General features: G+C 46.2%; 19 protein-coding genes. 5 read left to right on the top strand and 14 right to left on the bottom strand.

Annotation, left to right across the window (positions count from 1 at the left end; all coding sequences use genetic code 11):
• Positions 1 to 243 precede the first annotated feature (243 nt).
• From P2H89_RS03460 to P2H89_RS03425, 8 genes are all read right to left on the bottom strand, one after another.
• Entirely contained in the window at positions 244 to 1,410 is a 1,167-nt protein-coding gene (locus P2H89_RS03460) for a glycosyltransferase family 4 protein (protein WP_275825104.1), read from the bottom strand.
• A 59-nt stretch (positions 1,411 to 1,469) separates the two neighbouring features.
• The gene (locus P2H89_RS03455) at positions 1,470 to 2,783 is read right to left on the bottom strand and encodes a glycosyltransferase (protein WP_275825103.1); all 1,314 of its coding nucleotides are present in this window, start codon (positions 2,781 to 2,783) and stop codon (positions 1,470 to 1,472) included.
• Positions 2,758 to 3,825, bottom strand: coding sequence for a hypothetical protein (locus P2H89_RS03450; RefSeq protein WP_275825102.1), 1,068 nt, complete (start codon positions 3,823 to 3,825; stop codon positions 2,758 to 2,760). The genes P2H89_RS03455 and P2H89_RS03450 overlap by 26 nt, the downstream gene beginning before the upstream one ends.
• Before the next feature lie 8 nt (positions 3,826 to 3,833).
• Positions 3,834 to 4,613, bottom strand: coding sequence for a class I SAM-dependent methyltransferase (locus P2H89_RS03445; RefSeq protein WP_275825101.1), 780 nt, complete (start codon positions 4,611 to 4,613; stop codon positions 3,834 to 3,836).
• Positions 4,614 to 4,617: 4 nt separating this feature from the next.
• Complete coding sequence (locus tag P2H89_RS03440; RefSeq protein WP_275825100.1) at positions 4,618 to 5,730, bottom strand: DegT/DnrJ/EryC1/StrS family aminotransferase; 1,113 nt, start codon at positions 5,728 to 5,730, stop codon at positions 4,618 to 4,620.
• 1 nt (position 5,731) lies between these two features.
• Complete coding sequence (locus P2H89_RS03435) at positions 5,732 to 6,157, bottom strand: hypothetical protein (RefSeq protein WP_275825099.1); 426 nt, start codon at positions 6,155 to 6,157, stop codon at positions 5,732 to 5,734.
• A 127-nt stretch (positions 6,158 to 6,284) separates the two neighbouring features.
• Positions 6,285 to 7,802, bottom strand: a complete 1,518-nt coding sequence (locus tag P2H89_RS03430; protein WP_275825098.1) for a lipid II flippase MurJ — start codon at positions 7,800 to 7,802, stop codon at positions 6,285 to 6,287.
• A 33-nt stretch (positions 7,803 to 7,835) separates the two neighbouring features.
• Positions 7,836 to 8,936 carry a hypothetical protein gene (locus P2H89_RS03425; protein WP_275825097.1) on the bottom strand — a complete coding sequence of 367 codons (1,101 nt, stop codon included), beginning with the start codon at positions 8,934 to 8,936 and terminating at the stop codon, positions 7,836 to 7,838.
• A 269-nt stretch (positions 8,937 to 9,205) separates the two neighbouring features.
• Between P2H89_RS03425 and P2H89_RS03420 the strand changes: the two genes are divergently transcribed.
• The 4 genes from P2H89_RS03420 (at position 9,206) to P2H89_RS03405 (ending at position 13,865) form a co-directional block, all read left to right on the top strand.
• Entirely contained in the window at positions 9,206 to 10,288 is a 1,083-nt protein-coding gene (locus P2H89_RS03420; RefSeq protein ID WP_275825096.1) for a glycosyltransferase family 4 protein, read from the top strand.
• Positions 10,285 to 11,430 carry a DUF1972 domain-containing protein gene (locus P2H89_RS03415; protein WP_275825095.1) on the top strand — a complete coding sequence of 382 codons (1,146 nt, stop codon included), beginning with the start codon at positions 10,285 to 10,287 and terminating at the stop codon, positions 11,428 to 11,430. Before P2H89_RS03420 ends, P2H89_RS03415 begins: the two co-directional genes overlap by 4 nt.
• Positions 11,431 to 11,562: 132 nt before the next feature.
• On the top strand, positions 11,563 to 13,350 hold the full coding sequence (locus P2H89_RS03410; RefSeq protein ID WP_275825094.1) for an ABC transporter ATP-binding protein: 1,788 nt from the start codon (positions 11,563 to 11,565) through the stop codon (positions 13,348 to 13,350).
• A gap of 161 nt (positions 13,351 to 13,511) precedes the next feature.
• Complete coding sequence (locus P2H89_RS03405) at positions 13,512 to 13,865, top strand: DUF983 domain-containing protein (RefSeq protein ID WP_345799358.1); 354 nt, start codon at positions 13,512 to 13,514, stop codon at positions 13,863 to 13,865.
• Positions 13,866 to 13,868: 3 nt separating this feature from the next.
• On the opposite strand, the gene P2H89_RS03400 is transcribed toward P2H89_RS03405, so the two are convergent.
• Positions 13,869 to 14,327: a DUF2721 domain-containing protein gene (locus P2H89_RS03400; protein WP_275825092.1), complete on the bottom strand. Its 459-nt coding sequence runs from the start codon at positions 14,325 to 14,327 to the stop codon at positions 13,869 to 13,871.
• A gap of 142 nt (positions 14,328 to 14,469) precedes the next feature.
• On the opposite strand from P2H89_RS03400, the gene P2H89_RS03395 reads away from it, so the two are divergent.
• On the top strand, positions 14,470 to 15,852 hold the full coding sequence (locus tag P2H89_RS03395) for a hypothetical protein (protein ID WP_275825091.1): 1,383 nt from the start codon (positions 14,470 to 14,472) through the stop codon (positions 15,850 to 15,852).
• 62 nt (positions 15,853 to 15,914) lie between these two features.
• Here the strand turns inward: P2H89_RS03395 and P2H89_RS03390 are convergent, their stop codons facing one another.
• The 5 genes from P2H89_RS03390 to P2H89_RS03370 form a co-directional block, all read right to left on the bottom strand.
• Positions 15,915 to 18,362, bottom strand: a complete 2,448-nt coding sequence (locus P2H89_RS03390) for a TonB-dependent receptor (protein ID WP_275825090.1) — start codon at positions 18,360 to 18,362, stop codon at positions 15,915 to 15,917.
• 99 nt (positions 18,363 to 18,461) lie between these two features.
• Entirely contained in the window at positions 18,462 to 18,800 is a 339-nt protein-coding gene (locus P2H89_RS03385; RefSeq protein WP_275825089.1) for a hypothetical protein, read from the bottom strand.
• A gap of 173 nt (positions 18,801 to 18,973) precedes the next feature.
• Positions 18,974 to 20,809 carry a tetratricopeptide repeat-containing sensor histidine kinase gene (locus tag P2H89_RS03380; RefSeq protein WP_275825088.1) on the bottom strand — a complete coding sequence of 612 codons (1,836 nt, stop codon included), beginning with the start codon at positions 20,807 to 20,809 and terminating at the stop codon, positions 18,974 to 18,976.
• 51 nt (positions 20,810 to 20,860) lie between these two features.
• Positions 20,861 to 21,505, bottom strand: a complete 645-nt coding sequence (locus tag P2H89_RS03375; RefSeq protein ID WP_275825087.1) for a response regulator transcription factor — start codon at positions 21,503 to 21,505, stop codon at positions 20,861 to 20,863.
• Positions 21,506 to 21,706: 201 nt separating this feature from the next.
• Positions 21,707 to 23,299, bottom strand: a complete 1,593-nt coding sequence (locus P2H89_RS03370; RefSeq protein ID WP_275825086.1) for a DUF1501 domain-containing protein — start codon at positions 23,297 to 23,299, stop codon at positions 21,707 to 21,709.
• Between the last annotated feature and the right edge of the window lie 8 nt (positions 23,300 to 23,307).

Raw genomic sequence — 23,307 nt, 5'->3', positions numbered from 1 at the left:
TACCACCCACTCCCAAAAGAAGCAACCAACGAGATAGTGATCAAAATCAGGAGCCCAATTACAACCTTGGATATCCGAAGTCTCAATTGAAAAAACAGGAGCGCCACAACCACGGGGTAAATAACCATTAGCGAGACCCTGAAGAACGTGCCCACTAAAATAGCCAGGAGCAGGAACAATACGACGACCTTGCGCACCCTAAGGTGGAAAGTCGGCGAAATAGTCCCTTCATTATTCATACTTTTATGATACTTTATTTTTCGAGGTATTGATTACCCCTGTATAAATATCTATAATCTGTTGGTAACAAACAGTGGGGTGATAGCGATCCTGATAAATTTTCCGCGCTGCTTCACCAATCGCTTGCCGCCCCGCATCGCCCAGTTTCTCGAAGCTCTCTATCGCCTGCCTTAAATGCCCGACATTTCCCGCTTCGAAAAGCAATCCGCCATCTCCCTCGGACAGCATTTCCGTCATGGCCCCAAGGGCTGATGCGATCACCGGAGTTCCGGTCGCCAAAGCTTCAATGATTGTCAAAGGCAACCCTTCATACCAGATTGAAGGAAATATGAGCGCCTTGCACGCCTTCATTAACGCAATTACTTCCCCCTTCGCCTTTCTGCCTGCAAACTTAACATGATCCAGGTGGCCAAACTCACGTTTCAAAATCTCCTCATCTGGACCATCACCCACTATAACAACCTCTCCCACGTTTAGGTCTTTGAAACTCTCCAATAACACTTTGACACCTTTTTCGGCCGAAAGCCTTCCAACAAATAAATAGAAATTCTCTCTATTGTCGAATCCACTAAAACCCGGATCATCGATAAAGTTTCTTTTCACCTTCACCTGACCTCTTTTTAACTGTAACGACGAGTCCAACAGCCTGTTACCAATGAACTGCGCAGGCACAATATACGCGTCCACTTTCTTTTTCCAGGTTCCGATCAGTTTATGGATACCGCTCATGGCACCCACCATGGCACTTGCAACAGCAGAGTGATGATAACATTTATGCCTTATACCATGCCAGGGGAACAAGTGATGCACACAAAGTTCGCAAACCTGGTTATCTCGCAACAACAGTGCGTTGGCGCAAATGAGCCGGTAATTTTGAATGGTGGCCACCACTGGTATCTTATGTTTACGGGCCGCCCAAAATACAGCAGGAGACGCTACAAAAAAGAAATTATGTACATGAATAATATCCGGAGAAAATTGCTTTACCTCGACGCTTAGTTTAGCAGCCGATGTCCTGTTATAAATAGATTGCCAACCTGCGACTAGCTTACTTTTTAACCCGTGACTAATACTATTCTCAAACAGCAACACCTTTACATTATGCCCGCGGGATATCAGTAAATCCACCTCTGCCTGCACTGTCGTATCCTCGCCACCAGCACTTTGCATGTACCTGTTATGTATGAACAATATCCTCAAAATGTGTATATTAGAGTAAAGCGTGCTGACTATCTGCTAACGAGTGCATTCCACTTTTCAATGATGACGGATTTGCTATAGTCTTTTGCCCGTCCTTTTGCCTGTTCCGAATAATGCTGAAGCATTTTAGTATCCGTTAAAAGGTCTTCGATCACCTTTGCCCAGACTGAAGTACCTTCAACTTCATTGCCTGCGGTAAAATCGTACATATTGTCTTTCGAAACAGGGGGCATCAGAAATCCGTACTTGGTGATCTCCACACTGTTAGCCTTCTCCTTCAATCCGGTTTCAGGAGCAAGTATCTCACGTGGCCCGGAATTACAGTCGGCCGCCACCACAGGCAAACCTACCGCCATAGCTTCCAGTAGCGCATTGGGAAATCCCTCATACAAGGAGGGGAACAAAAAGATAGTGCCTTTTTTAAGAAACTGATAGGGATTTTTTTGCATCCCCAGAAGGTAAACATCAAAGTTGGCGACCTCATCTGCCCCTTCCTTCAACAACTTATCTGAAGTAGCTGCCCTTAATCCTAATTCTTCACACCCTTGCAATATGGTACCCTTTAAATCTCCTTCCCCCAGGATCACCAACTTGACATCGGGATGGGTCTTTTTAACCTCTCTCAAAACGCGTAATAGAAAAGCCTGGCCTTTAGCTGGATGCAATCTCCCTACATTGATCAGGACAGGATGTCGGAAAATAACATCATACTGCGAATATGCCAATCGCTCTTCTTGCTGCGAGGCGATCTGATCCATATTGAGGTAATTCTGAATCTCAAATATCTTAGACTGTTCAACCCCAAAGTTTTGAATGAGATCTTCGGAAAGAGAACGGGAAGGTGCTACAACGCCGTCGGCGCGATTATATAACTTCTTGACAAACTTTCTGTAGATGCTTACCTGCTTATTCCTGCCTATTTCCTCCGATAGGTTGGATCTTACACTCACATACACTTTCTCCTGCTTCCTGCTCAGAATATTTACAATGTTCGATGCCTCCAGGAAACTGATGGCTACGTCGATCTTAAACTTCACCTTGATCTTCCGTAGTTGCCTGATCAATAAATAAAACCTGATAGCCCGTGCCCAGGTCGAATTGCTTTTGGCAGTTGAAGAATATGGAAGATTGATTTTGATAAGTTGGCCATGAATCGGATATCCTATATCCTCCAGGTCATTAAATATCGCTATATGAATATTGTAGAGAGGAGCAAGATCGCGACTCAAACTCGCCACCACTTTTTCAGCCCCGCCGCTGTGTAATTGATTGATAACTATTAATACATTCTTTTTCGACATAGGCCGATAATACGGTTTATTTTTTGCCAGTAAACAACTCACTTATCTTCCGCTTCATAAACTCACGGTCACGTAGTTTCTTCAACTTAAAAAGCATACGGCGAACCATTCCGGTCCTCATTTTATTCTTTCTCCGACGAAGTTCATCAGCAGTGAGCAATTGCTTTTCGCCTAGCATACTGTTAAGGCCGTCTGCATACTGACTTTGTGCCTTTTTACCGGTCAGCAGGTATTCCCACACCTCCATGTGCTTAATGGCATGATCCCTCCAGTTCCAGGTTTTCACAGCGTCCAGCAGAGCTTGCTTTTCGGCCTGGATGCGATCAAAAATTGCCCTCAATTCCTCAATTTCATTAAAGGCATGAACAATGCCTCCGGGTGCGTCCAGATGATATCCCTGTGGTGTAACCACTGTCTTTACACCCGCTGCCAGCGCATCGATGAATCCCATCGATCCTTCATCCTGGCCAGTGTAGAGGTAATAATCGAAAGTGGGCACAAGCTTCGTGTAAGTGTCATACTCAAACTCATCGTGATACACGACTTCGAAGCCCTTTCGCCTGATGCGGTCAACAATGCTATCCCAACCAGCTCCCATGATCGACAGGGAAAATACATCAGGAGATATATGATCAAATAATTGTTCTACCAAATACTCGCGCTTGCATCCATCGGGCTGTACTTTGCTGGTAATGCCAATAACGATTTTACGGGGTTTTATCACTCCATCATGGGCAGGACTAATATAAAGTATCCTATCGGCTGGCAATCCGGCTGATGCCAGCTCATTCATGATCGGCGCCGACATGCAAATGCCTGCCTTGGCTACCTTCAATTGGCTGGTTAACAAATTAAGTTTTCGGATATCATCAATATGAGTGATCATGAGCGTGTCTACGGCAGTCGCTTTCGCTTCATCATAACCCAGGTATATGATATGGTGGTTGATATCAGCCTTCGGATCAGGCTCAGAGCCGATATCAGCTTCCACGCCGAGATTCAATAGCTCCTCCCGTAAGCGCCGGGCAAATTTTCCCAGTATCCACGCATTGATATCCTCATAACTAACAATCCTTACACGCATACAACGAATTAACTCTTTTGAGCAACAATACTGATATTCCAGACAAAAGGCGTTACTGGCTGGTCGGGTTCCAGAAAGGGAGATACATGCACGAGGCTGAACCCTGCTATTTTCAGTAGGTTGAACATCTCGGAAAAATAATAGTAATGAAGGTGATGAACCTCTTCGAACTCATCCACACGCTGTGAACCCTCAAAATACTGGCAGTTGAATTTCACCGCAGCACTTTGTTTGATAAGGTCAATTTCTGTGGTTGAAACCCGGACAATTTCAGCCGATTGATCCTTCTTACGCAACACCTTAACGGGCGAATAATCACGCGTAACGGCATTTCCATTCCAAAAGTCAAAAAGTAAAATGCCCCCTTCTGCCAACAAACCATGAATATTTTTGAATGTTTTGAGTTGATCTTCAAAACTGGTTAAATAGTTAACAGCCGAAAACATAGAAATGACCACATCGTACTTTCCAGGAATATTATGCGCCTCCTGGAAGGAATAGTTGTGGAATTTGATATCTTTCCCCGATTGGCCCGATTGTTCAACGGCAACATCGATCATCGGTTTGGCAATGTCGCTTCCATGCAGGTTTTCATATCCCAATGCAGAAAGCTCAAACAGATGTTTGCCTGTTCCACAGGCAAGATCCAGCAAAGAAACAGCCGATCGGTCTTTTTGACAATGCTTGCTGATCAATTGATGAACATACTCCGCCTCTTTAGTATAGTCCTTGTCCTTATATAATAAATTATAAAACTTCGCGTAGGTATCAAACTGCTGTGTGCTCATAGTACTATTTAGATAACATTTTCTTAACAGCCGCGCTCACGGTATCGATTTGCTCGGATTTCAACGCAAGCCCACTGGGCACGTAAAAACCTCTCCTGGCCATACGCTCAGCCACCGGGTATTTTTCATTCACGAATAATCCCATTTTATGAAACACGGGTTGTTCATGCATTGGCCAAAAGAAGGGTCGGGTTCCAATCTTCTCCGCCCCCAATCGTTTCATTGCCTCCAACGCGTCAAATGGGATATCGTCATTGAGAACAATACCATATACCCAATAAATATTCTCCGCATAGGGTGTCTTTTCCAAAGGCAACTGAATACCCGTTACCCCCTGTAACAGAGAAGTATACTGCTCCCCCATTCGTCGTTTCTTCACCACGAACTCATCCAATCGCTCCAACTGAGCCAGCCCCAAAGCCGCTTGCATATTCGTCATTCGAAAATTAAAACCAAGCTCTTCATGGTAAAAGCGCTTTTCAGGGATGAAACATAGATTGCGGAGCGATCGGCATTTATTGGCCAAGGCTTCGTCATCAGTCATGATCATCCCTCCTTCGCCAGTAGTAATATGCTTATTAGGATAAAAACTAAACGTACTGATATCACCCAACGAACCTGCAGGACGTCCTTTATAGGTTTGACCATGGATCTCAGCAGCATCTTCGATGATTTTCAAACCATGCTTTTCGGCAAGCGCGAAGATTGGATCCATATCAACCGGTAGCCCGTAAATATGAACAACCATGATTGCTTTGGTCTTCGAGGTGATTTTTGCTTCTACCTGATCGATATCCATATTCCAGGTAAGGGGATCAGAATCCACCAATACAGGTTTGGCACCTGCCCTGACGACCGCAGCAGCACAGGAGATAATGGTAAATGAAGGCATGATTACCTCATCACCCTTCCCTATTCCCAGTGCAACGATAGCCGCATCGATGGCTACAGATCCATTACTTACGGCAATGCCATACTTTCTCCCTACGGCTGCCGCCATCTTCTCTTCAAATGCCTTTATAAACGGCCCCTCAGAGGAGATCCAGCCGGTATCGATGCATTCAACCAGGTATTTTTTCTCATTCCCGTCAAGCAACGGTTCATTTACAAGAATCATGTTAAAAATGGGTTTTATCGGCTTCAACACCGTTATAAGGGCCTTGTTTGATTTCCAGCATCTCGCAGTCTTCCAACATCTCAAAACCATGCCCGCCGGACGCCAGCAAAATAACGTCTCCCTGGGACAAAACTACACTTGTAATAAACTCCAGTTTATGATCAAAAAGATTAACCTGTAGCTTTCCCTTTCGGATCACCAGCACTTCTTGTGTGTAATGAACCTCGCGGGTAACTTTATTATGGTAATGTGGCTTGATCTTTCCCCCCTTGGGATACTTGATGATACCCAATTGCTGAGAATACACATCGGGAGTAAAGAATTCCGTACCTGCCGGATTATAGGCAGCCCTGATAATGTGACATAAGGGAATAGTGTTATCCTGATCAAGAATTACCTCTACTCCAGGAACTACTTCTTTTTTCATTATTATATGTTTTATCGTGTGGGCTTTCGCCGAAGCTCCACCATAACTTTTTACAAACGCTATAAATCAACAACTTAATACTCATTAAATGCAGGCACTAATATTGCCCTTACTCTTTCCCTAATACTCATTTGGCCGGGATTAAATTTTGGATCTTACTTACTATCAGAATGCGCAAACGGGCAACATCCTTCAATAACAAGGAAAGCAAAAAGAAATATCCCACTACGGCAAAGCCCCCGAAAATTAACATGATCAAAAATGTTTGCTCGTCGAACCAAATCCTATATGAATACATCAACAAAAATGACAAGAAACCGCAAAACGCTATCTTCAGCATATCACGAAACAAGGGGCCAATCTGCAAAACCTGAAACTTGACCTGTAGGATCACCCAGGAAAAAATAGTTGCACTAGCCACAGATATTATTTGCGCATAAGCGATCCCATAATATGAAAAAATCCTGCTCAGCAATATACAAAGCACTGTATAGATCACAACTTCCACGATAGCGCTGATGAGCCCCGCACGCGTTATACCCGTGATATAAAACAACCTTCCGGGAATAGTATTGATACTTAGAAAAAAATATCCTCCCATCAGCAAAGCCAGCAAACGACTCACTTCCAGCGTATCCTGCCTATTGAAGGCTCCACGCTCAAGGACAATTGCAATGATGGTCTTACTAAATACAATAGTTATCAGCATGATTGGTACACACAGGATAAAGATGACCTTCAGACTATCAGAATAGAACTTCCTGAACTTTTCCATATCTCTGGCCGACCAAGCCTCAGAAAGTAGTGGAAACATGGTCGTAGCGACCCCGTTGATCGTAACGGAACTCAGCGTCGTAACGATCGCACTCGCATAACCCAAATAGGAAATTACACCGGCAGGAAAGCTGGAAGCAACCATCTTTTCAATCACGGTACTTCCACGATATATAAAACTGCCCAAAAACAAGGGCATGGACTGCCTTAAACAAAGCTGAAAATCACGATCCTGGAATAAGGATGACATATTAGGCTTGTAACGGATACCGGCTTTGTACCGTAAATACAGGAAAGTGAATAACCAGCCAGCGGAGCTACCGGCCGCCACACTGATGATGCCCCACTGGCTCTTAAAAAGATAAGTAACAAGAATGGTAGTGACCGGAGCGATCAGGAATGAACAGGAAGGCTTCAGGAACACTTTTTTAGAATGGTAGATAGCAACCAGGATATTCGCAAGCCCTTGAAAAATCAGGGTTGGTGAAAGGACGATCAGCAATTTCGCAGTCAGGTCTATCTTTTCTGTATTAAACCCATGGAACAATAGGGAAACAATACCTTTTGAGAAGAGAACGATTGGCAAAACAATTATCAATAACAGCACCACAGAAAAAGTGATCATATTATTAATAAATACACCTGGGTCTTTCTCTTTCCTGAAGCCAATATCAATCAGTCGTGGAAGGAATACGACAACGAATGACCCGCTAATAATGACATTGATATAGGTAGGAACGGATGTAGCAGCAAAAAAAGCATCTCTTTCCTCAGAAGCCCCGAAAAAATAGGCAAGAAGTATTTGAATGATAAAGTTTATAACTATACCAAGGAGAGAAAATAACGTAACCTGGATGGTGGACTTGATCATTCTTTTCTGTTATCAATAGCTTTACCACATAAACTAACCCTGATTGGACTTCTGCTTCTTTTCGTAATATCCAGTAATGTTATAAATTTCGTAAATTAGGAAAATCACAAATAGTAAAGCAAGTGCCTGTAACGCGGTCGTTACCGCACCCTGCCTCAGGATATTCGATTTTCTCCCAACTTCACTGAAAGATGCGTAAACCTGCACAAGTACTGTATTGCTCATTTCCTGCTGCCTTGACAACTTCAGCTCATCCTTTAGTTGCATCAGCTTATCAAATAATTCCAGTTCGGGACTTGCTCTGCTAGACGATTTATCCGATAAATTGACATTAGTTGTTGCACCACCATCCTCTTTATTCAGTTTCCTGAGCTTTTCGTTATATACCGTTCGCAATGTATCCAGGCCCTGCAACGAAGCCACTATCGCGGCCTCTTCCTCAAGCTGGATCTTTTGGCTGATCGCAAGATTCTTCTTCAGATCGCCGTTTGATGTTACAGCATTAATGAAACCTTGCTGTATTTTTGGAAACACATCGATCTGTGTGCTTACAACACTAATTTCTTGCAATGGATAGTCAAACTTTGTCAACCCGGCCTTGAAATCTTTATAAGGAATGACGCGGGTCCAAAAAGTATCCGTACGAAGAAACTGTCCGCGGTTATAAGACAAAAATTGCTTTCTGTATAAGTCGCTGACCTCCTTCTCATCAACGATCGCTTCCGCTTCAAACGCCCGCAAGCTCGCAGCTTCTTCCTTTGATATAGATAATAATTGGGCAAGTTCATTGGACCTGCCAGCAGAGATCATATTGTTCAGATAGTCAATAGTGTGATATAACGCCTTCGTACTCCCCAAATGAAAGCGGGCAGTCATTGTCGAATAATATTTCACCCCATTCTTGTAATTCTGATAAGTACCCCAACCATAACCGATTAGTAAAGCTCCCAAAATCCACCACATTCGGCGTTTCAGGAAAATAAGCATGAACAGCATACCGTTGCCAAAGCCGATAAACAATTGCCGGAAGAAGCTGGTCAACTTGCTGAAACCGTTGCCAGCTAGTTGGAATAATGTACCCAGGTCTACATCATTATCACTACCCGGAACTTTCTTTTTGTCCTGATTTTCCATATACCCGCTTTAAACGAATGGATAGTTATTAAATTTTGAAAGGAATCTAAACAAAGCCTTCAAACACAGGCACATATACACCAAAAACCACATATTTCCTGCCACTACACAGGTTGCGCAAAAATATATTAAACAAATCAAACCTGCCAGTTTATATATAGGCTTTAGCAATTCTCCAACACACAACAGCCCCTGCGTTAAGTGGTAAAAATCAAGCAATAGGAAGCAACCCCGGGGCCCCCTTCTCCGAATTAGGGATAAGGGTTCTTATGAAAGTAGCGTATATAGTAAGATCAACTCTGTTTACGGTTATCGGAGGCGATACCCACCAGGTAGTCAACACCGCAGCTCTAATCAGACAACTCGGCACCGAAGTCGTCATACTACCGGCCAATCAGCGTATTGACTATAACAGATATACGCTGCTGCATTTTTTCAACCTTACCAGGCCAGCCGATATACTACCCCATATAGGCCACCTTACAATGCCCTATGTTATATCCCCTATCCTGGTCAATTACAGCCTGTTTGATAAAACATACAGAGGCGGAATAATAGGCCGGATATCGCGACACCTTCCACAAAACACCATCGAATACCTAAAGGTGGTAGCAAGGTGGCTGAATAGGACCGACCGGTCAATCTCAGCCGCTTATCTACTGAAAGGACAACAAAAAAGCATTGAGCTGATCCTGAAAAAATGCGCATTTCTGCTCCCTAACTCCATGCTTGAGCAAAATGCACTGCGGCAACAATACAAAGTCCGCAATCAGTTCGCCATCGTACCCAATGGGGTATCACCAGCTCTCTTTAAACCGGAGCAGGATGCGGTCAAAGACCCCAACCTAGTCCTTTGTGTAGCCCGTATCGAAGGCATCAAGAATCAATTGAACCTTATTAAGGCTATCAACAATTCATCGTACAGGCTCTTGCTCATAGGAGATCCGGCACCCAATCAACAGGCTTACTACAACAACTGTAAGGAAATTGCCGGCCCCAATATCACCTTTATCGATCACCTTCCACAAGCGGAATTGATCAAATACTACCAACAAGCAACCGTCCATGTCCTACCCAGCTGGTTCGAAACCTGCGGACTTTCCTCCCTCGAAGCAGCCGCCATGGGATGTAATATCGTTATAACAGATAAAGGATATACGCGGGAGTACTTTGAGGATTATGCCTTTTATTGTGATCCCAACTCGCCCGATTCAATCCGTAACGCCATCCACCTGGCCGCAACCGCTCCTGCTCCTGCAGCATTGCAGGAAAAAATAATTACCCATTATACCTGGCACAAAGCAGCCGAAAAGACATTATTCGCGTACAGGCAGGTATTGAATATCACATGAAACTACGCATTGGCATAATAGGGACCCGTGGCATCCCCAATAACTATGGCGGCTTTGAATACTTTGCAGAACACCTGTCGACCAGGCTTGCGCAAAAAGAACACGAAGTATTCGTTTATAACTCCCATAATCATAGCAACCAGCAAACCAGGTGGAAGGGCGTACACATCCTGCATTGTTACGATCCCGAACACCTGCTCGGTACAGCCGGCCAATTTATCTATGACCTCAATTGTGTCCGGGATGCAGGAAAACGAAAATTCGATGTACTGCTTTTCCTGGGATACACCAGCAGTTCAGTATGGGGCTTTCTCTATCCGTCATCGCCAATCATCATTTCCAATATGGATGGACTGGAATGGAAAAGAACTAAATACGCAGCGCCCGTTCAAAAATTCCTGCAGTACGCCGAACATTTGGCCATCAGGTACAGCGACCATTTTGTAGCCGACTCTACGTACATACAATCATACCTCAAAGAGAAATACCAGGTAGAGCCGGTTTATATAGCTTATGGCGCCACGCCCTTCAATCAGCCCGACGAAACAATTCCGGCAATCTATCAGCTCAAACTGTATGGCTACAATATGCTGATGGCTCGTATGGAACCCGAAAACAATATTGAAACAATATTGGATGGATATCATGCATCCCGGGCCATACAGGATTTCATAGTCGTGGGCAATACCGGCAACAAGTTCGGGAAATACCTAACCGGCAAGTATGCCACAGACCGGCGGATCCGCTTCGTAGGTGCCATCTTCAACCAAAGTCATGTCAATAACCTGATCTATTACTCTAACCTGTACTTCCACGGTCATTCAGTAGGCGGCACCAACCCTTCACTGCTGGAAGCCATGGGTAGCGGCGCACTGATCGTTGCCCAGGATAATGTATTCAACAAGTCCGTGCTGGAAACCGATGGGTATTATTTCGAAACCGCCGGCGACATTCGTCATTATGCGGAAAATCTGTCTAAAAACGATGGCAATCTTTCGATGCGCAACAACAACCGGCAAAAGATAGAGAACACCTACAACTGGGACCGGATAGTCAATGCCTATGAATTATTCTTTGTAAACTGCTACAACGAAAAACAATTAAAGCAATCAGCGCCCCCTCTCTTGCACCCATCCAAATAAAGCTTACCCACCAGCCCACACAGTTACACCTTTAGCAACTGCCATCTTGCCATTTTTTCCGAAATTGTATGGAATTTGAACTTTCAAGGTCCTTTGCCGGTTAATTCCTAATTCCCCAAGCATCAAATAGCTATGAAGATATTACTGACTTATTTAAAGCCACATAAATGGCTGGTATTCCTTGTTTTATTACTGGCAGCCATCAATATCGGGTTCTCCCTGATGGATCCTGTCATCTTTGGTAAGCTCGTCAACTTCGCCGATTATCACCGCAACCATCCCGGACAATTCGACTGGCATGCCTTCCTGTTCACCTTTACCGACAAGCAATGGGGTGTTGTGCCGTTGCTCCTTGGCTCCATATCGGTAGCCATGGTGAGCCGGATAGCCAAGAACTTCCAGGATTACTATATGACCGTCGTAGTCCAGAAATTCGGCGCTAAAGTCTTCACCGATGGCCTGCAACAGGCCATGCGTCTCCCCTATCAGGAATTTGAAGACCAGCGTAGCGGCGAAACCCTGTCCGTACTCACCAAAGTGCGGGGTGATACGGAAAAGTTCATCGCCTATTTCGTCAACATCCTCTTCACGGTGGTAATTGGAATCGTGGTCGTATCCGTGTTTGCCGTCAGGATCCACTGGTCATTGCCCATTGTTTATTTCGGAGGGATCGGCCTGCTCATGTTCATATCTAACCTGTTGAGCAAAAAGGTAAAAGTTATTCAAAAAAGCATTGTCAAGGAAACAACTGCTTTAGCAGGTGCCACCACCGAATCACTGCGTAATATAGAACTGGTAAAAAGCTTAGGGCTTACCGACCAGGAAGTAGGTCGGCTCAACAAGAACACCTATAAGATACTGGGCCTCGAAGTAAAAAAAGTCAAACGCATCAGAAGCGTATCCTTTGTCCAGGGCACCTTCGTAAATACCCTGAGACAGGTGATCCTCTTTATTATGATGTGGCTGGTATACCACAACAAAATGACCGGCGGCGAACTGGTTACCATGCAGATCTTCTCTTTCTTTATCTTCGGCCCATTGCAGGAAATTGGTAATATCATACTTTCTTATCGCGAAGCCGAAGTATCGCTCAACAATTTCGAAACCCTCATGAAAAAACAGCCCGAGGTAGAGCCCATCGAACCCAGGCATCTCGGCAATATGGATACCCTCGACTTCCAGTTTGTCGGGTTTAAACACCTAACGGCACAGCAAAAAGCCATCGATAACATCAACTTCTCGGTAAAAACTGGTGAAACCATAGCCTTCGTTGGGCCGTCCGGCTCCGGTAAGTCGACACTGATGAAACTGCTGGTTGGCCTGTATCGCCCTCAGGAAGGCAGAATCCTCTATAACGGGATAGATGAAACAGCCATCCGCTATGATGACCTTCGCAGCCAGATTGGTTTTGTAACACAGGAAACCCAGTTGTTTGCAGGCACTATCAAAGAAAACCTCCTCTTCGTGCGTCCCGAGGCCTCCGATGAAGACCTGGTAGATGCATTACAAAAAGCGGCCTGCACCAATCTCCTGGCGCGCGCCGAAAAAGGCATCGACACCATGATCGGCGAAGGAGGCTTGAAACTCTCCGGAGGCGAAAAACAGCGCTTGTCCATCGCCCGGGCCCTCCTGCGCAAGCCACACCTGTTGATCTTTGATGAAGCCACCTCTTCACTCGATTCACTCACCGAAGAAGAGATTACCAATACCATCAAACAGGTATCTTCCCAGCGCAACCAGATCACTGTACTCATTGCGCACAGGCTCTCCACCATCATGCACGCCGACCGCATCTATGTACTGGAAAAAGGAGAGATCGTAGAAACAGGCTCACACGAAGAATTGCTGGAAGAAAAAGGACTCTATTATGCCATGTGGAGGCAGCAGATCGGAGAACGGAAGAAAACACTGGCAGCTTAACAAGTATTCATAATATTTCGCAGCAAAAGGTTCAGGGCGGTCACACAGCCTTGAACCTTTTTGCATCATAGCATATCTTTGCACCTATGCCAGTACCGTCCAAGCCAAATTATATCTGGAGCATGCTTACCATGAAATGCCCACGATGCAGAAGGGGGCCCATGTTCAAAAACAACAACCCCTGGAACCTGAAGAAGGTATTTGACATGCCCCAAACCTGCGCCGAATGTGGCCAACCCTATGAACTGGAGCCAGGATTCTGGTATGGAACCGGATATGTCAGCTACGCCCTGTCGGTGGCACTCTCAGTAACAACCTTCGTAGCCTGGTTTGTATTGATCGGTATGTCCACCAGCGATAACCGCTTCTTCTTTTGGCTGGGCACCAATATATTCCTCCTTATATTCCTGCAGCCCTGGCTCATGCGCCTGAGCCGCGTCATCTACTTGTATTTCTTTGTCAAATACGACCCTGACTATCAGTCAAAAAAACCGGTCTCCAAAAAGGAAGCATAGCCATTAGGAGGGATCCTCCTCCCGGCTGTCGCGCGTACCAAGGATATCGGTAAAGAAATTGACACGCGTTTCCTTCTCCATATCGCTTAACTGCAGCTCCAGCGCCTTTGTGCTCAGGGAGATCTCAAGCAGCGAAAGGATCAATGAGGCCATGAAAGCAGCAATGCTGATCGCAAAGATCAGGTAGCTCGCATCCGTCCAGTTACGGAAAATACAATACATGCATACCACACAAAACATAAAACTCAACACCCCCAAAGCCTGCATCGACCTGATCAGGCGGATCCTCGTACGCAGGTTGCGGATCTGGTGTACAATATGTTTTTGATTGGGATCCTTCTGGTATTTATCGTGGAGGTTGCGGATCAGGCTTGCCAACGCCAGGAACCGGTTGGTATAAGCCAACATCAACAATGAGATAGCAGGAAACAACAAAGCAGGGGTCGTAATCGAAAGCTCCATAGCCATAATTTGATACTAAAATACAATCTTGCCTGCAAAAACGACCAGCCGGCATTCTCCATTGTACCGGACGGCCCCTAAAGCAATATCCTACCGTGTATAATACGATAATGAAGTAAATTACGCAGATATAAGCATCCTTTTGAACAAGGCCCTTTTAGTAACCATATCATTCACAGGCTTTATCCTCGACCTCGTCGCCTGCTACCCCGGCTTCCTATATATCGACTCGGTCGATCAGTATACCCAATCCATCCATTTCAGCTATACAGATTGGCATCCACCCATCATGGCTGGCGTATGGAGCCTCTTGAACTTTATTTACAAGGGTCCCCTCCTGATGCTGGTCATGCAACTCGCCCTGCTCTGGACCAGCTTCTACCTCATCGCCAGTACCTGGTGCAGAAAATCACTCCCCCTGATCGCACTGCTCCTCCTCTTTGCATTGGCGCCCTATGTGCAGAATTTTGCCGGATTGATCGTAAAAGACACCCAAATGGCCTTTTGCTGGCTTTTGGCGGTCACCATCATACTGCGGGCAAATTACCAGGCACGGACCATGTCGAAGACCGAAGTGGTCATAACCTTCCTGCTCATCACCTACGGCACCATGGTGCGCATCAATGCCCTGCCTGGTTCCATACCATTGTATTATTTGTGGGTAGAGAATATCTATACAGGCACCTTTTCGAAAAAGATAGCGTGGCTGATGCTGGCATTGACCGGCCTGCTGATCATCAATTCAACCATCACGAAGTATGTATTGAAGCCCCGCAAAACCTATCCCGAGTATAAACTGATGGCACACGACATCGCCGGCATATACGTCACAACCGGCAAATCCTATTTCCCCGCATTCGTAACCAGTTACCCGGCATTCGACACCAACCTGATCAGGCAACGCTTTACCACCGCCACCCTCGACAACCTCTGGTGGATCAATGGCGCTACCACCATGTTTGCCCCGCTGGACGAAGCATCCAGAAAAGTATTGATCAACCATTGGGAAAAAGCCATCCTCGAAAACAAGGCCACCTACCTCAGAAACAGGTTCGATGGCTTCCTGTATTACCTGCAACTCAAACAAAGGCCCGATACCACCTTCTACTATTTCTACCCTTATATACATACAAATCCTTACGGATTTAAATTGAAGGAAACACCCGTTTTCCGGGCCTATACCACGTACATCAAAGCCAACAAAGACCTGCCGTTCATGAAGCCATGGTTTTGGCTGCTATTGCCGGTAGTGCAATTGTTGCTTACACTAAAACTGCCGGCTGGCAGGTTCAGGACCGCAACCCAGTGCCTGGCGTTATCGTCCCTGCTATACCTGCTACCCCAGTTCTTCATCTACCAGGCCGATACCGAGTTCCGCTATTTCTATTGGTGCTGTGTATCAACGTCATTACATACCGTACTGCTCATCTCCTGGTATATCCACAAGAAGACAGCTGCGAGTCACCCATCAACTAACGGCAATAAAAAAGCCCTCCGGAGATCCGAAGGGCCCACAATCATATAAGAAATGGGTTAGTAACACACAATAATAACGAATCAGCCTGCATATTATTATGTGCCCTACCCTTACAGGTTGGTAAACGACAAAGGCACATTGAGCTTAACACTGAAATTCCTGCCCATATTATAAACACCCGTCCGCCCCGTTACATTGTTTACTGCAGTGTATTTCAATCTACTCAGGTGATTTTGATAAGCCACATCACCCAGATTGTTCGCCGCAATGTATAGGCTGAACAGGGTCTTACCCTTACTCACCACATCACCGCCCAGCCCCGCATTGAGCAGGGTATAGCCCGGCGTACTGGTCTCGGTATTATAGCCGGTAAAGGGATTATTCTGGGCAAAAGAATTGTCCAGTTCTGCCTTGATGAAAACATGCCTGAACAACTTTCCCTTCGAAGCGAACTCCGCTTTTACATCATTGATCAGTCGCGCCGCCGGAATAAAAGGCAGGTTCTTACTGCCATCCTGCTCCTCGCTCAACGTACCACGAACAATAGAGAAGGAGTTCTCGATATGCAGCCAATCAAGCGGATGTGGGTGAATATCAAGGTTCAGTTCAGCGCCATACAACCGGGCATTATGTTGATCAAACCGGAAAGCATACAGCTCATCCGAACCATCCAACAGGATAGAGTCGCCGCCGGCAACCGACTGCAACCTGCGATAATAGATGAAGTTCCGGACAGCGTTGTAAAACACATTCGCCGCAAGCGACACATGTTCCGTATTCAATTCCACGCCACCGTCTACCTGGAAGCTGGTTTCCGATTTCAGGTCCCGCTCCCCATACTCATAACGGTTCGTTCCTTCGTGGGCTCCGTTGCTCGCCAGTTCCGGAATACTGGGTGCTCTGAAACCACGCGCCACATTCAGCTTCAGCGTCACCGCTTTGCTCGCCTCATAGCTCAACCCGGCACTACCCGACACATTCGAAAAGTTCTTGGTAAACGGTTCGAACTTAACGTCGGCGCCATCCGCCAGCATTTTCGAATCGATCGAACGGTTATCAAAACGCAAACCGCCGCTTAAGGTCAGCTGATTGATACGTTTTTGCGTATAGACAAAACCACCCACATCAAACAAAGAATACTCCGGGATTAACGCCTCAGCCCCTTTGTTTACATTCCTTTGCTGCATGCCATTCACCCCAATGCTGATCTTCCAGTTGTTCTTTTCAGCAAAATGGTACTGAACATTATAATTGACAGTATTCAGGTCGAAATACAATTCTTTCTCTTCCGGATCAAGTACATTGCCAAACTCCTGGCGCTGGTTGCGCTGATAACCCACCAGCACAGAAAGCCGGTCGCTGCCAAGATTGAAACTGTTATCTACAGCCACCTTGAAATGTTGGATGCGCTGGCGGGGCACAAACGGATCGGTTCTGGTAAAGTCCTTACCCGCAGCAATGGCTTCTTCCTCACTGCCATTATTGTCAACCAGTTTAAGGAACTGGCCGGTAGCATCATCACGGTCACCTTCCACCAGGCCAACATGCTGATCAAAGTTGCTCACATACAGATGGCTGTATCCCCAATGCTTGTTGAGGCCAATATAACCCCCAAAGTCCTTTTCATTGAATTTGGAGTTGAACACATAACCGTCATACTTATTCTTATAATCGGCAGCGGCTTTGTAAGAACCATAAGCGCCCCAAACAAATCCATTTTGATTGCCGCCAATGTCGGCATGCAAACCACGTTGCCGGTTATTGGTCTGGTAGGTACCGAAAACATTACCCCGGATGGAGCCCTGCGGCGCCGGCAAAATGGAAATGATATTCACCACTCCGGCAAGCGCATCACTGCCGTACATCAGAGAAGCCGGCCCCTTTAGAATTTCAGCTTTCGTAACATTATATTCGTCGATCTCGATGCCATGCTCATCCCCCCATTGCTGCCCTTCCTGCCGGATACCATCGTTCACCACCACAACCCGGTTGTATCCCAGGCCCCTAATGGAGGGTTTGGAAATGGCAGGACCTGTCGACACCTGGCTCACACCGGGTGTCTTGCTCAACGCATCGATCAGGTTGGTAGAAACACCCCGCAGCAACTCTTCCTTCTTGATGATGTTCACGGGCACCGGTGTGCGTTTTACCGATGTAGCCGATGACACCCCTGTAACCGTCACCGCTTCATTTTCAGCATATGACCGTGATAAATTGAAATCTTTCTCAGTATTACCCGAAAAGCTAACAGTCTCCACCATCGAAGCATAACCGGCAAAGCTCACCTCCACCAGGTACTTTCCGGTAGGGATATTTTGTAAACGAAATACACCTTGCTGATTGGTGGTAGCACCGATCTTCAGGTCAGGGAATTGAATAGTAGCACCAGCCAGCAACTCGCCCGATTTGGCGTCTTTAACTTTACCGGTAAAGGACACATTTTCGTCAACAGAAGTAGAAGAAGAAGCAGGTAATGTAGCAGATAACGAACTCGATTGAGCATGGGCAGGTAACCCACTCCCCAAAACGAAAAGAATATAGATAGAAAGCTGTTTCATAAATTAATTTATCGATCAATAGAGAAATCGTACACATCGGCCATCGTGAAATAGCCTCAAACCATTCACGCCTAACGCATGAATGAAACGAAAACAACATCAACCGATAGCGGGCGGGCCGCGCAAGGTATAAAAGAAAACAGGGGAAGTATGCACCTCGCAATAGAAAGGGCACGTAGCAAGGAAATGCACCTGCGCAAAAGGAAGATCGATCGTTTGATGCACGGCAGCGAAAGGAGATTCCGCAACCAGGTTTTGAACAGAACAATTGAAACCTGCTTTGCTCAGTTGAGCCACGTCCGACTTAACAGTCGTAACCCCATCCGTATGGCTTACCAGAAAATCATGCAATGCCTTCCTGGGCATTATACTGAAAGCAAAGAGCACCAGTAAAACGCCAGCCAGCGAACGCCTGAATATGGGAAGATGCAGGTTCAAGTTTATTGCTACTGTGTTGCAAAATAAAGCAATTACCACAACACAAAAAGCAATTATTTCTTAAGCGGTAGTTATTGTCAGCTAAATAATTACAAAGCAGGCATTTATCAAAACCCTGCAAAAGCCGCATCTATCGCCCGCTGCGCCCTCGCTAAATACCCGGTAGTAAGTTCTTATTTCTTAAGCACGACGGTAAAAAGGGATCCCTTGCCCGGCTCGCTCTCGCAGAAGATCTTACCATTGATCTCCTGAACGATGCGCTTAACGATCGATAAACCCAGGCCGTTTGATGCCTCACCGTTGGTGGGCTGCGAAGATATCTTGCTGTATTTGGAGAAAAGGTAAGGCAGTTCGTCTTTTTCAATGCCCACACCTTCATCACGCACTTTAATGCTCACAGCATCCTGCTCTTCGCTGATGCTGATCCATACATTCTTTCCCTTGGGTGTATATTTAATGGCATTCGAAAGCAGGTTCTCACAAATGCGTGACACCAGTTGCTTATCGCTCAGCAGGTACAACTTCTTCTCTGGCATGTCAGCATGCAATTGAATACTCTTCCTGGCTGCCATCGGCTTAAAATTCTCGATCACCTCTTCAGCAAAAATGGTGAGGTCAAAATTTTCCAGCAACATGCGGTGATCGGCAATATCCTTCCGTTCCACATCGAGGATTCGGCGGATCATATCCTCCCCATTATTGCTGGCCTGCATGATCTTATTGATGGCCCGCTGCTGGTCGCCTGTTAGTTTGCCAGGCTCAGCCTGCAACACATGCCCCCACACCTGGATCGTCGTAAAGGGAGTGCTCAGGTCATGCGAAACAATGCTGATCAGCGAGTTCTTCTCATAGTTCAACTCTTCCAGCTTTTCGTTCTGCTGCACGATCAGGTCATTGATATTTTTCAACCTCCTGTTGGCATTCCGCTTGATGATAAAAGCAATCGCGATCAGTATCCCTATAATGGCCAGCGCAATGGCCAGGATGGTGGCAATCCGCGAACGCAACGACTCCTTTTCGATCTGTCCCTTCAATAACTGATTGGCCACTTCCCGCTCCTTCGCATGAAAGCGTTCCTGCAACTCGGCTACCGTTGAATAAGTATCATCATTCAGGATCGCTGTATCGAGCGTGTACCACTTTTTGAGGTAGCTATAGGCCGTCCGGTAGTCACCCTTGTACTCAGCCAGCTTCGAAAGAATACCATACGTATCGGCTTCCTTCCCCTTCGAATCCAGCTCAAGCGCCATTTTTAGGGCAAGTTCCCCGTATTTGCCAGCGGAGTCGAACTGCTTTTTCTCACTGTATACATCAGCCAGGTTCAGCACATCTACCCAAAGGTCTCCGGGATTATCGCCTGCCTGGTGCTGCTGCAGGTTACGCCTGAAATACACCAGGGCCTGATCGTAATTCTTTTCCAGGCAATACAGGTTGCCCATATTGTTGTACGTGCTGGAAAGGTCGATCTCCTTCTCAAAAGGCTTTCCAAAGCGAACGGCTTCATTGAGCAACAACCGGGCACTGTCAAATTGCTTTAGCTGGGTATAAATAACGGCGAGGTTATTATAAGTATTTACGAGATCGTATACCTCGCCCGAGCCTTTCGAAATTCGGGCCGCTTGCAGGTAGAAGTATTTAGCCTTATGCGGTTCTTTAAGATTGGCATAGGCGATGGCCAGATCACTTAAAGCGGCTTTTTCATAAGCGACATCAGTAAGTTTGCGCGAAGCATCCAGTGATTGCAGGTAGAATTGAATAGCAGCAGGATAGTTGCTGTTCATTTCTTCGTAAATGCCTTTCAGACGAAGGGAAAGCACATCGCCTTTTTCAAAACGCAGGCGGTCAGACTCTTGCTTGATAAAGCTGGCATAATACAGGAGGGAATCTTCCTTGTCTTCCGAAAAATCCAGGCAGCGGTCATACACTGCCTTCAGGCGAGTGGTGTCGACCTGGGCATAAGTATAAGGGAACACGCAGAACAGGAACAGCGCCAGTAACCAATATTTCACTGATTATCAGATTACCGCGGCAAGATAACGAATTCTGGTGTTTGGGTAGATTTAATCTATCAGCTTGTTTTTCAATGCGAACTTAACCAGCCCCACCGTATTGTTGACTCCCAGTTTAGCGATCAGGTTCTTCCGGTGGGTTTCAACGGTGCTCACGCTTAAGAAGAGTTTTTCGGCGATCTCAGAATTGCTGTACTCCTTGCAGATGAGGGTGAGAATCTCAATTTCGCGCCTGGAAAGAATTTCATCGACCTTCTTGTCCTCAATAGTGATCGTATGACGAAAATCCTGATCTGTATCGAGAATATTGATCTCTTTGCTGAAATACTTTTCACCGCCGCCTATCGCTGCCAGTGCTGTTTTCAACTCATCAATACTTGAATTCTTTAATAGGTAGCCCTGTACATCATATTTTACCAGCTTATGAATATACCGGGTGCCACGCATGATAGTGAGGTATAATATCTTTAACTGAGGCCTCAGGGAGCGGATCTTCTTAAGCAGGTCCTCTTCCTCAATATCCGGTAAATGCACATCCAGCAGCAGAATATCGATATCCAGATCAGGCAGTTGCCGCAGCAGGCTTTCTCCTGTCAACGCAGATCCTACAACTTGAATACCTTCCTGTTTATTCAGTAATAATGTCAATCCTTCCAGGTATAACTCATGGTCGTCGGTAATGAACAATTTCAGCATAGTCGGTTTCGAAACAGTTTGCTTACAGTAAAGCTATCGAATTGTGAGGATTCCCAATCACCAGCAATTTAAAACTATTTGACATATGAAAAGAAAAAAGCCCCGATAAGGGACTTTCCGCCAATCTATAATAAATTAATATTATGCAAACAACCTGCCCTCCCCCATTCACTGATCGAAATAATCCACCCGGTACTTCCTCTAACGCGTCTTCAGCATCGAACGCACCTGCTGAATGGCCCCATTCTGAAAACGGGCGTAATAAACACCACCCGGCAAACCGTAACTGTCGAAACCAAGCTTGTAAACACCCGGTGCATACACCTTGTCCGTCAACGTTTTCACCACCCGGCCCAGGCTATCCATCACCTGCACCAGCGTGTGCCCGCCCTTGGTACGGAAAGTAATATTGGTACTGTCCACAAAGGGATTGGGATAGTTGGTGATGAGCTCTTCGCCCGCTCCCCGGATAATATCGTCCAGCCCCGTGGCGCCACAGGCAGCATTCACCGCAAGCGGAACCTGCTGAAAATTACGCAGCATGATCGTCTCCAGGTCGGTAGCATTGACACAAAACCACTGTTGCAAGAGCGAGGCATAAATACTCCGGAAATCATATTGAAAGGGAATATTATCATTCACCGAAGCATTGGCCGGAATACTGGGGTTGTTACCAATAACTCCTGGCCGTACATTCTTACCAAAAACGAACATGGGCGCCGCAGAACCATGATCCGTCCCCATACTGCCGTTCGATTTGATGCGACGTCCAAACTCGGAGAACGTCAATCCGATCACCCTGTCAGCCACCCCCAATCCTTCCAGGTCATCCATAAAGGATTTGATGGCATTTGAAACACCCGACAGCAGTTTATGGTGTACACCGATGGTCGTATCCAGGCTGTTCACCTGGTCCGAATGCGTATCGAAACCACCCGTACTCACCATATAGATCCTCGTTTTCAAACCACCTTTAATGAGCCGCGCCACGATCTTCAATTGCTGTCCCAGGTAATTGTCGCCCGGGTAACTGCCCTGCTTGGTAACCTTGGCCGCCGCCGCCCTGATCACGTTGGAGTATTGTTCAGTTTGCCCGCCGATCAGCCGGATGTACTTCAACTCCTTGCCCCAGGGTGTATCCGGCACCACCTCCGTTACTCCTTCCAGGAAGTCGTAGAAATGGCTCGGATCAAAAATATTCATCGACATATTCATGACCGGCCCCTGTAACGCCAACGAAGGCACCGCACCAATTTGAATAGCAAGCGGGTCGGGCACCTGTGCATTGGGATAACCATTGGGGTAATTTGGGAACTGAGTACCCAAATAACGACCAGCCCAGCCGGTGCTTAGAATCTCGTCCGGATTCGAAGCACTCATCCAGATATCCGTAGCCCTGAAATGCGAAAAGCTGGGCGTAGGAATACCAACCGACTGCACAATGGAAAGCTTCCCTTCATTATACAAAGTCTGCATACCCGTCATGCCGGGATGCAAACCGGTCTTATTGTTGCCGCTTAAGGTAAGTATCTTGTTTTGCGGGATCGCAATATTCTTCCGTGCATTCAGGTAATTGCCATAAAACTCGATCGGGATCACCATGTTGAGGCCATCATTACCACCGTTCAGCTGCACCAGCACCAACACCTTATCCGTATCCGTCGGCGGAGCACTCATGAGCGCCTGCACCAACGGAGAAGCACCCGTATAGGCCTTCACCGAAAAGCCATTGATCAACCCCGGTAGGGTCAGCGTCGCTGGCAAAGTTTGCTTTACAAAGTCTCTGCGTTTCATAGTTATTG

The organism is Paraflavitalea sp. CAU 1676 (genome assembly GCF_029223285.1).
GTDB lineage: Bacteria > Bacteroidota > Bacteroidia > Chitinophagales > Chitinophagaceae > Paraflavitalea.
Note: the sequence above shows the minus strand (reverse complement) of the source record. Positions and strands in the feature narration are given on the sequence as shown.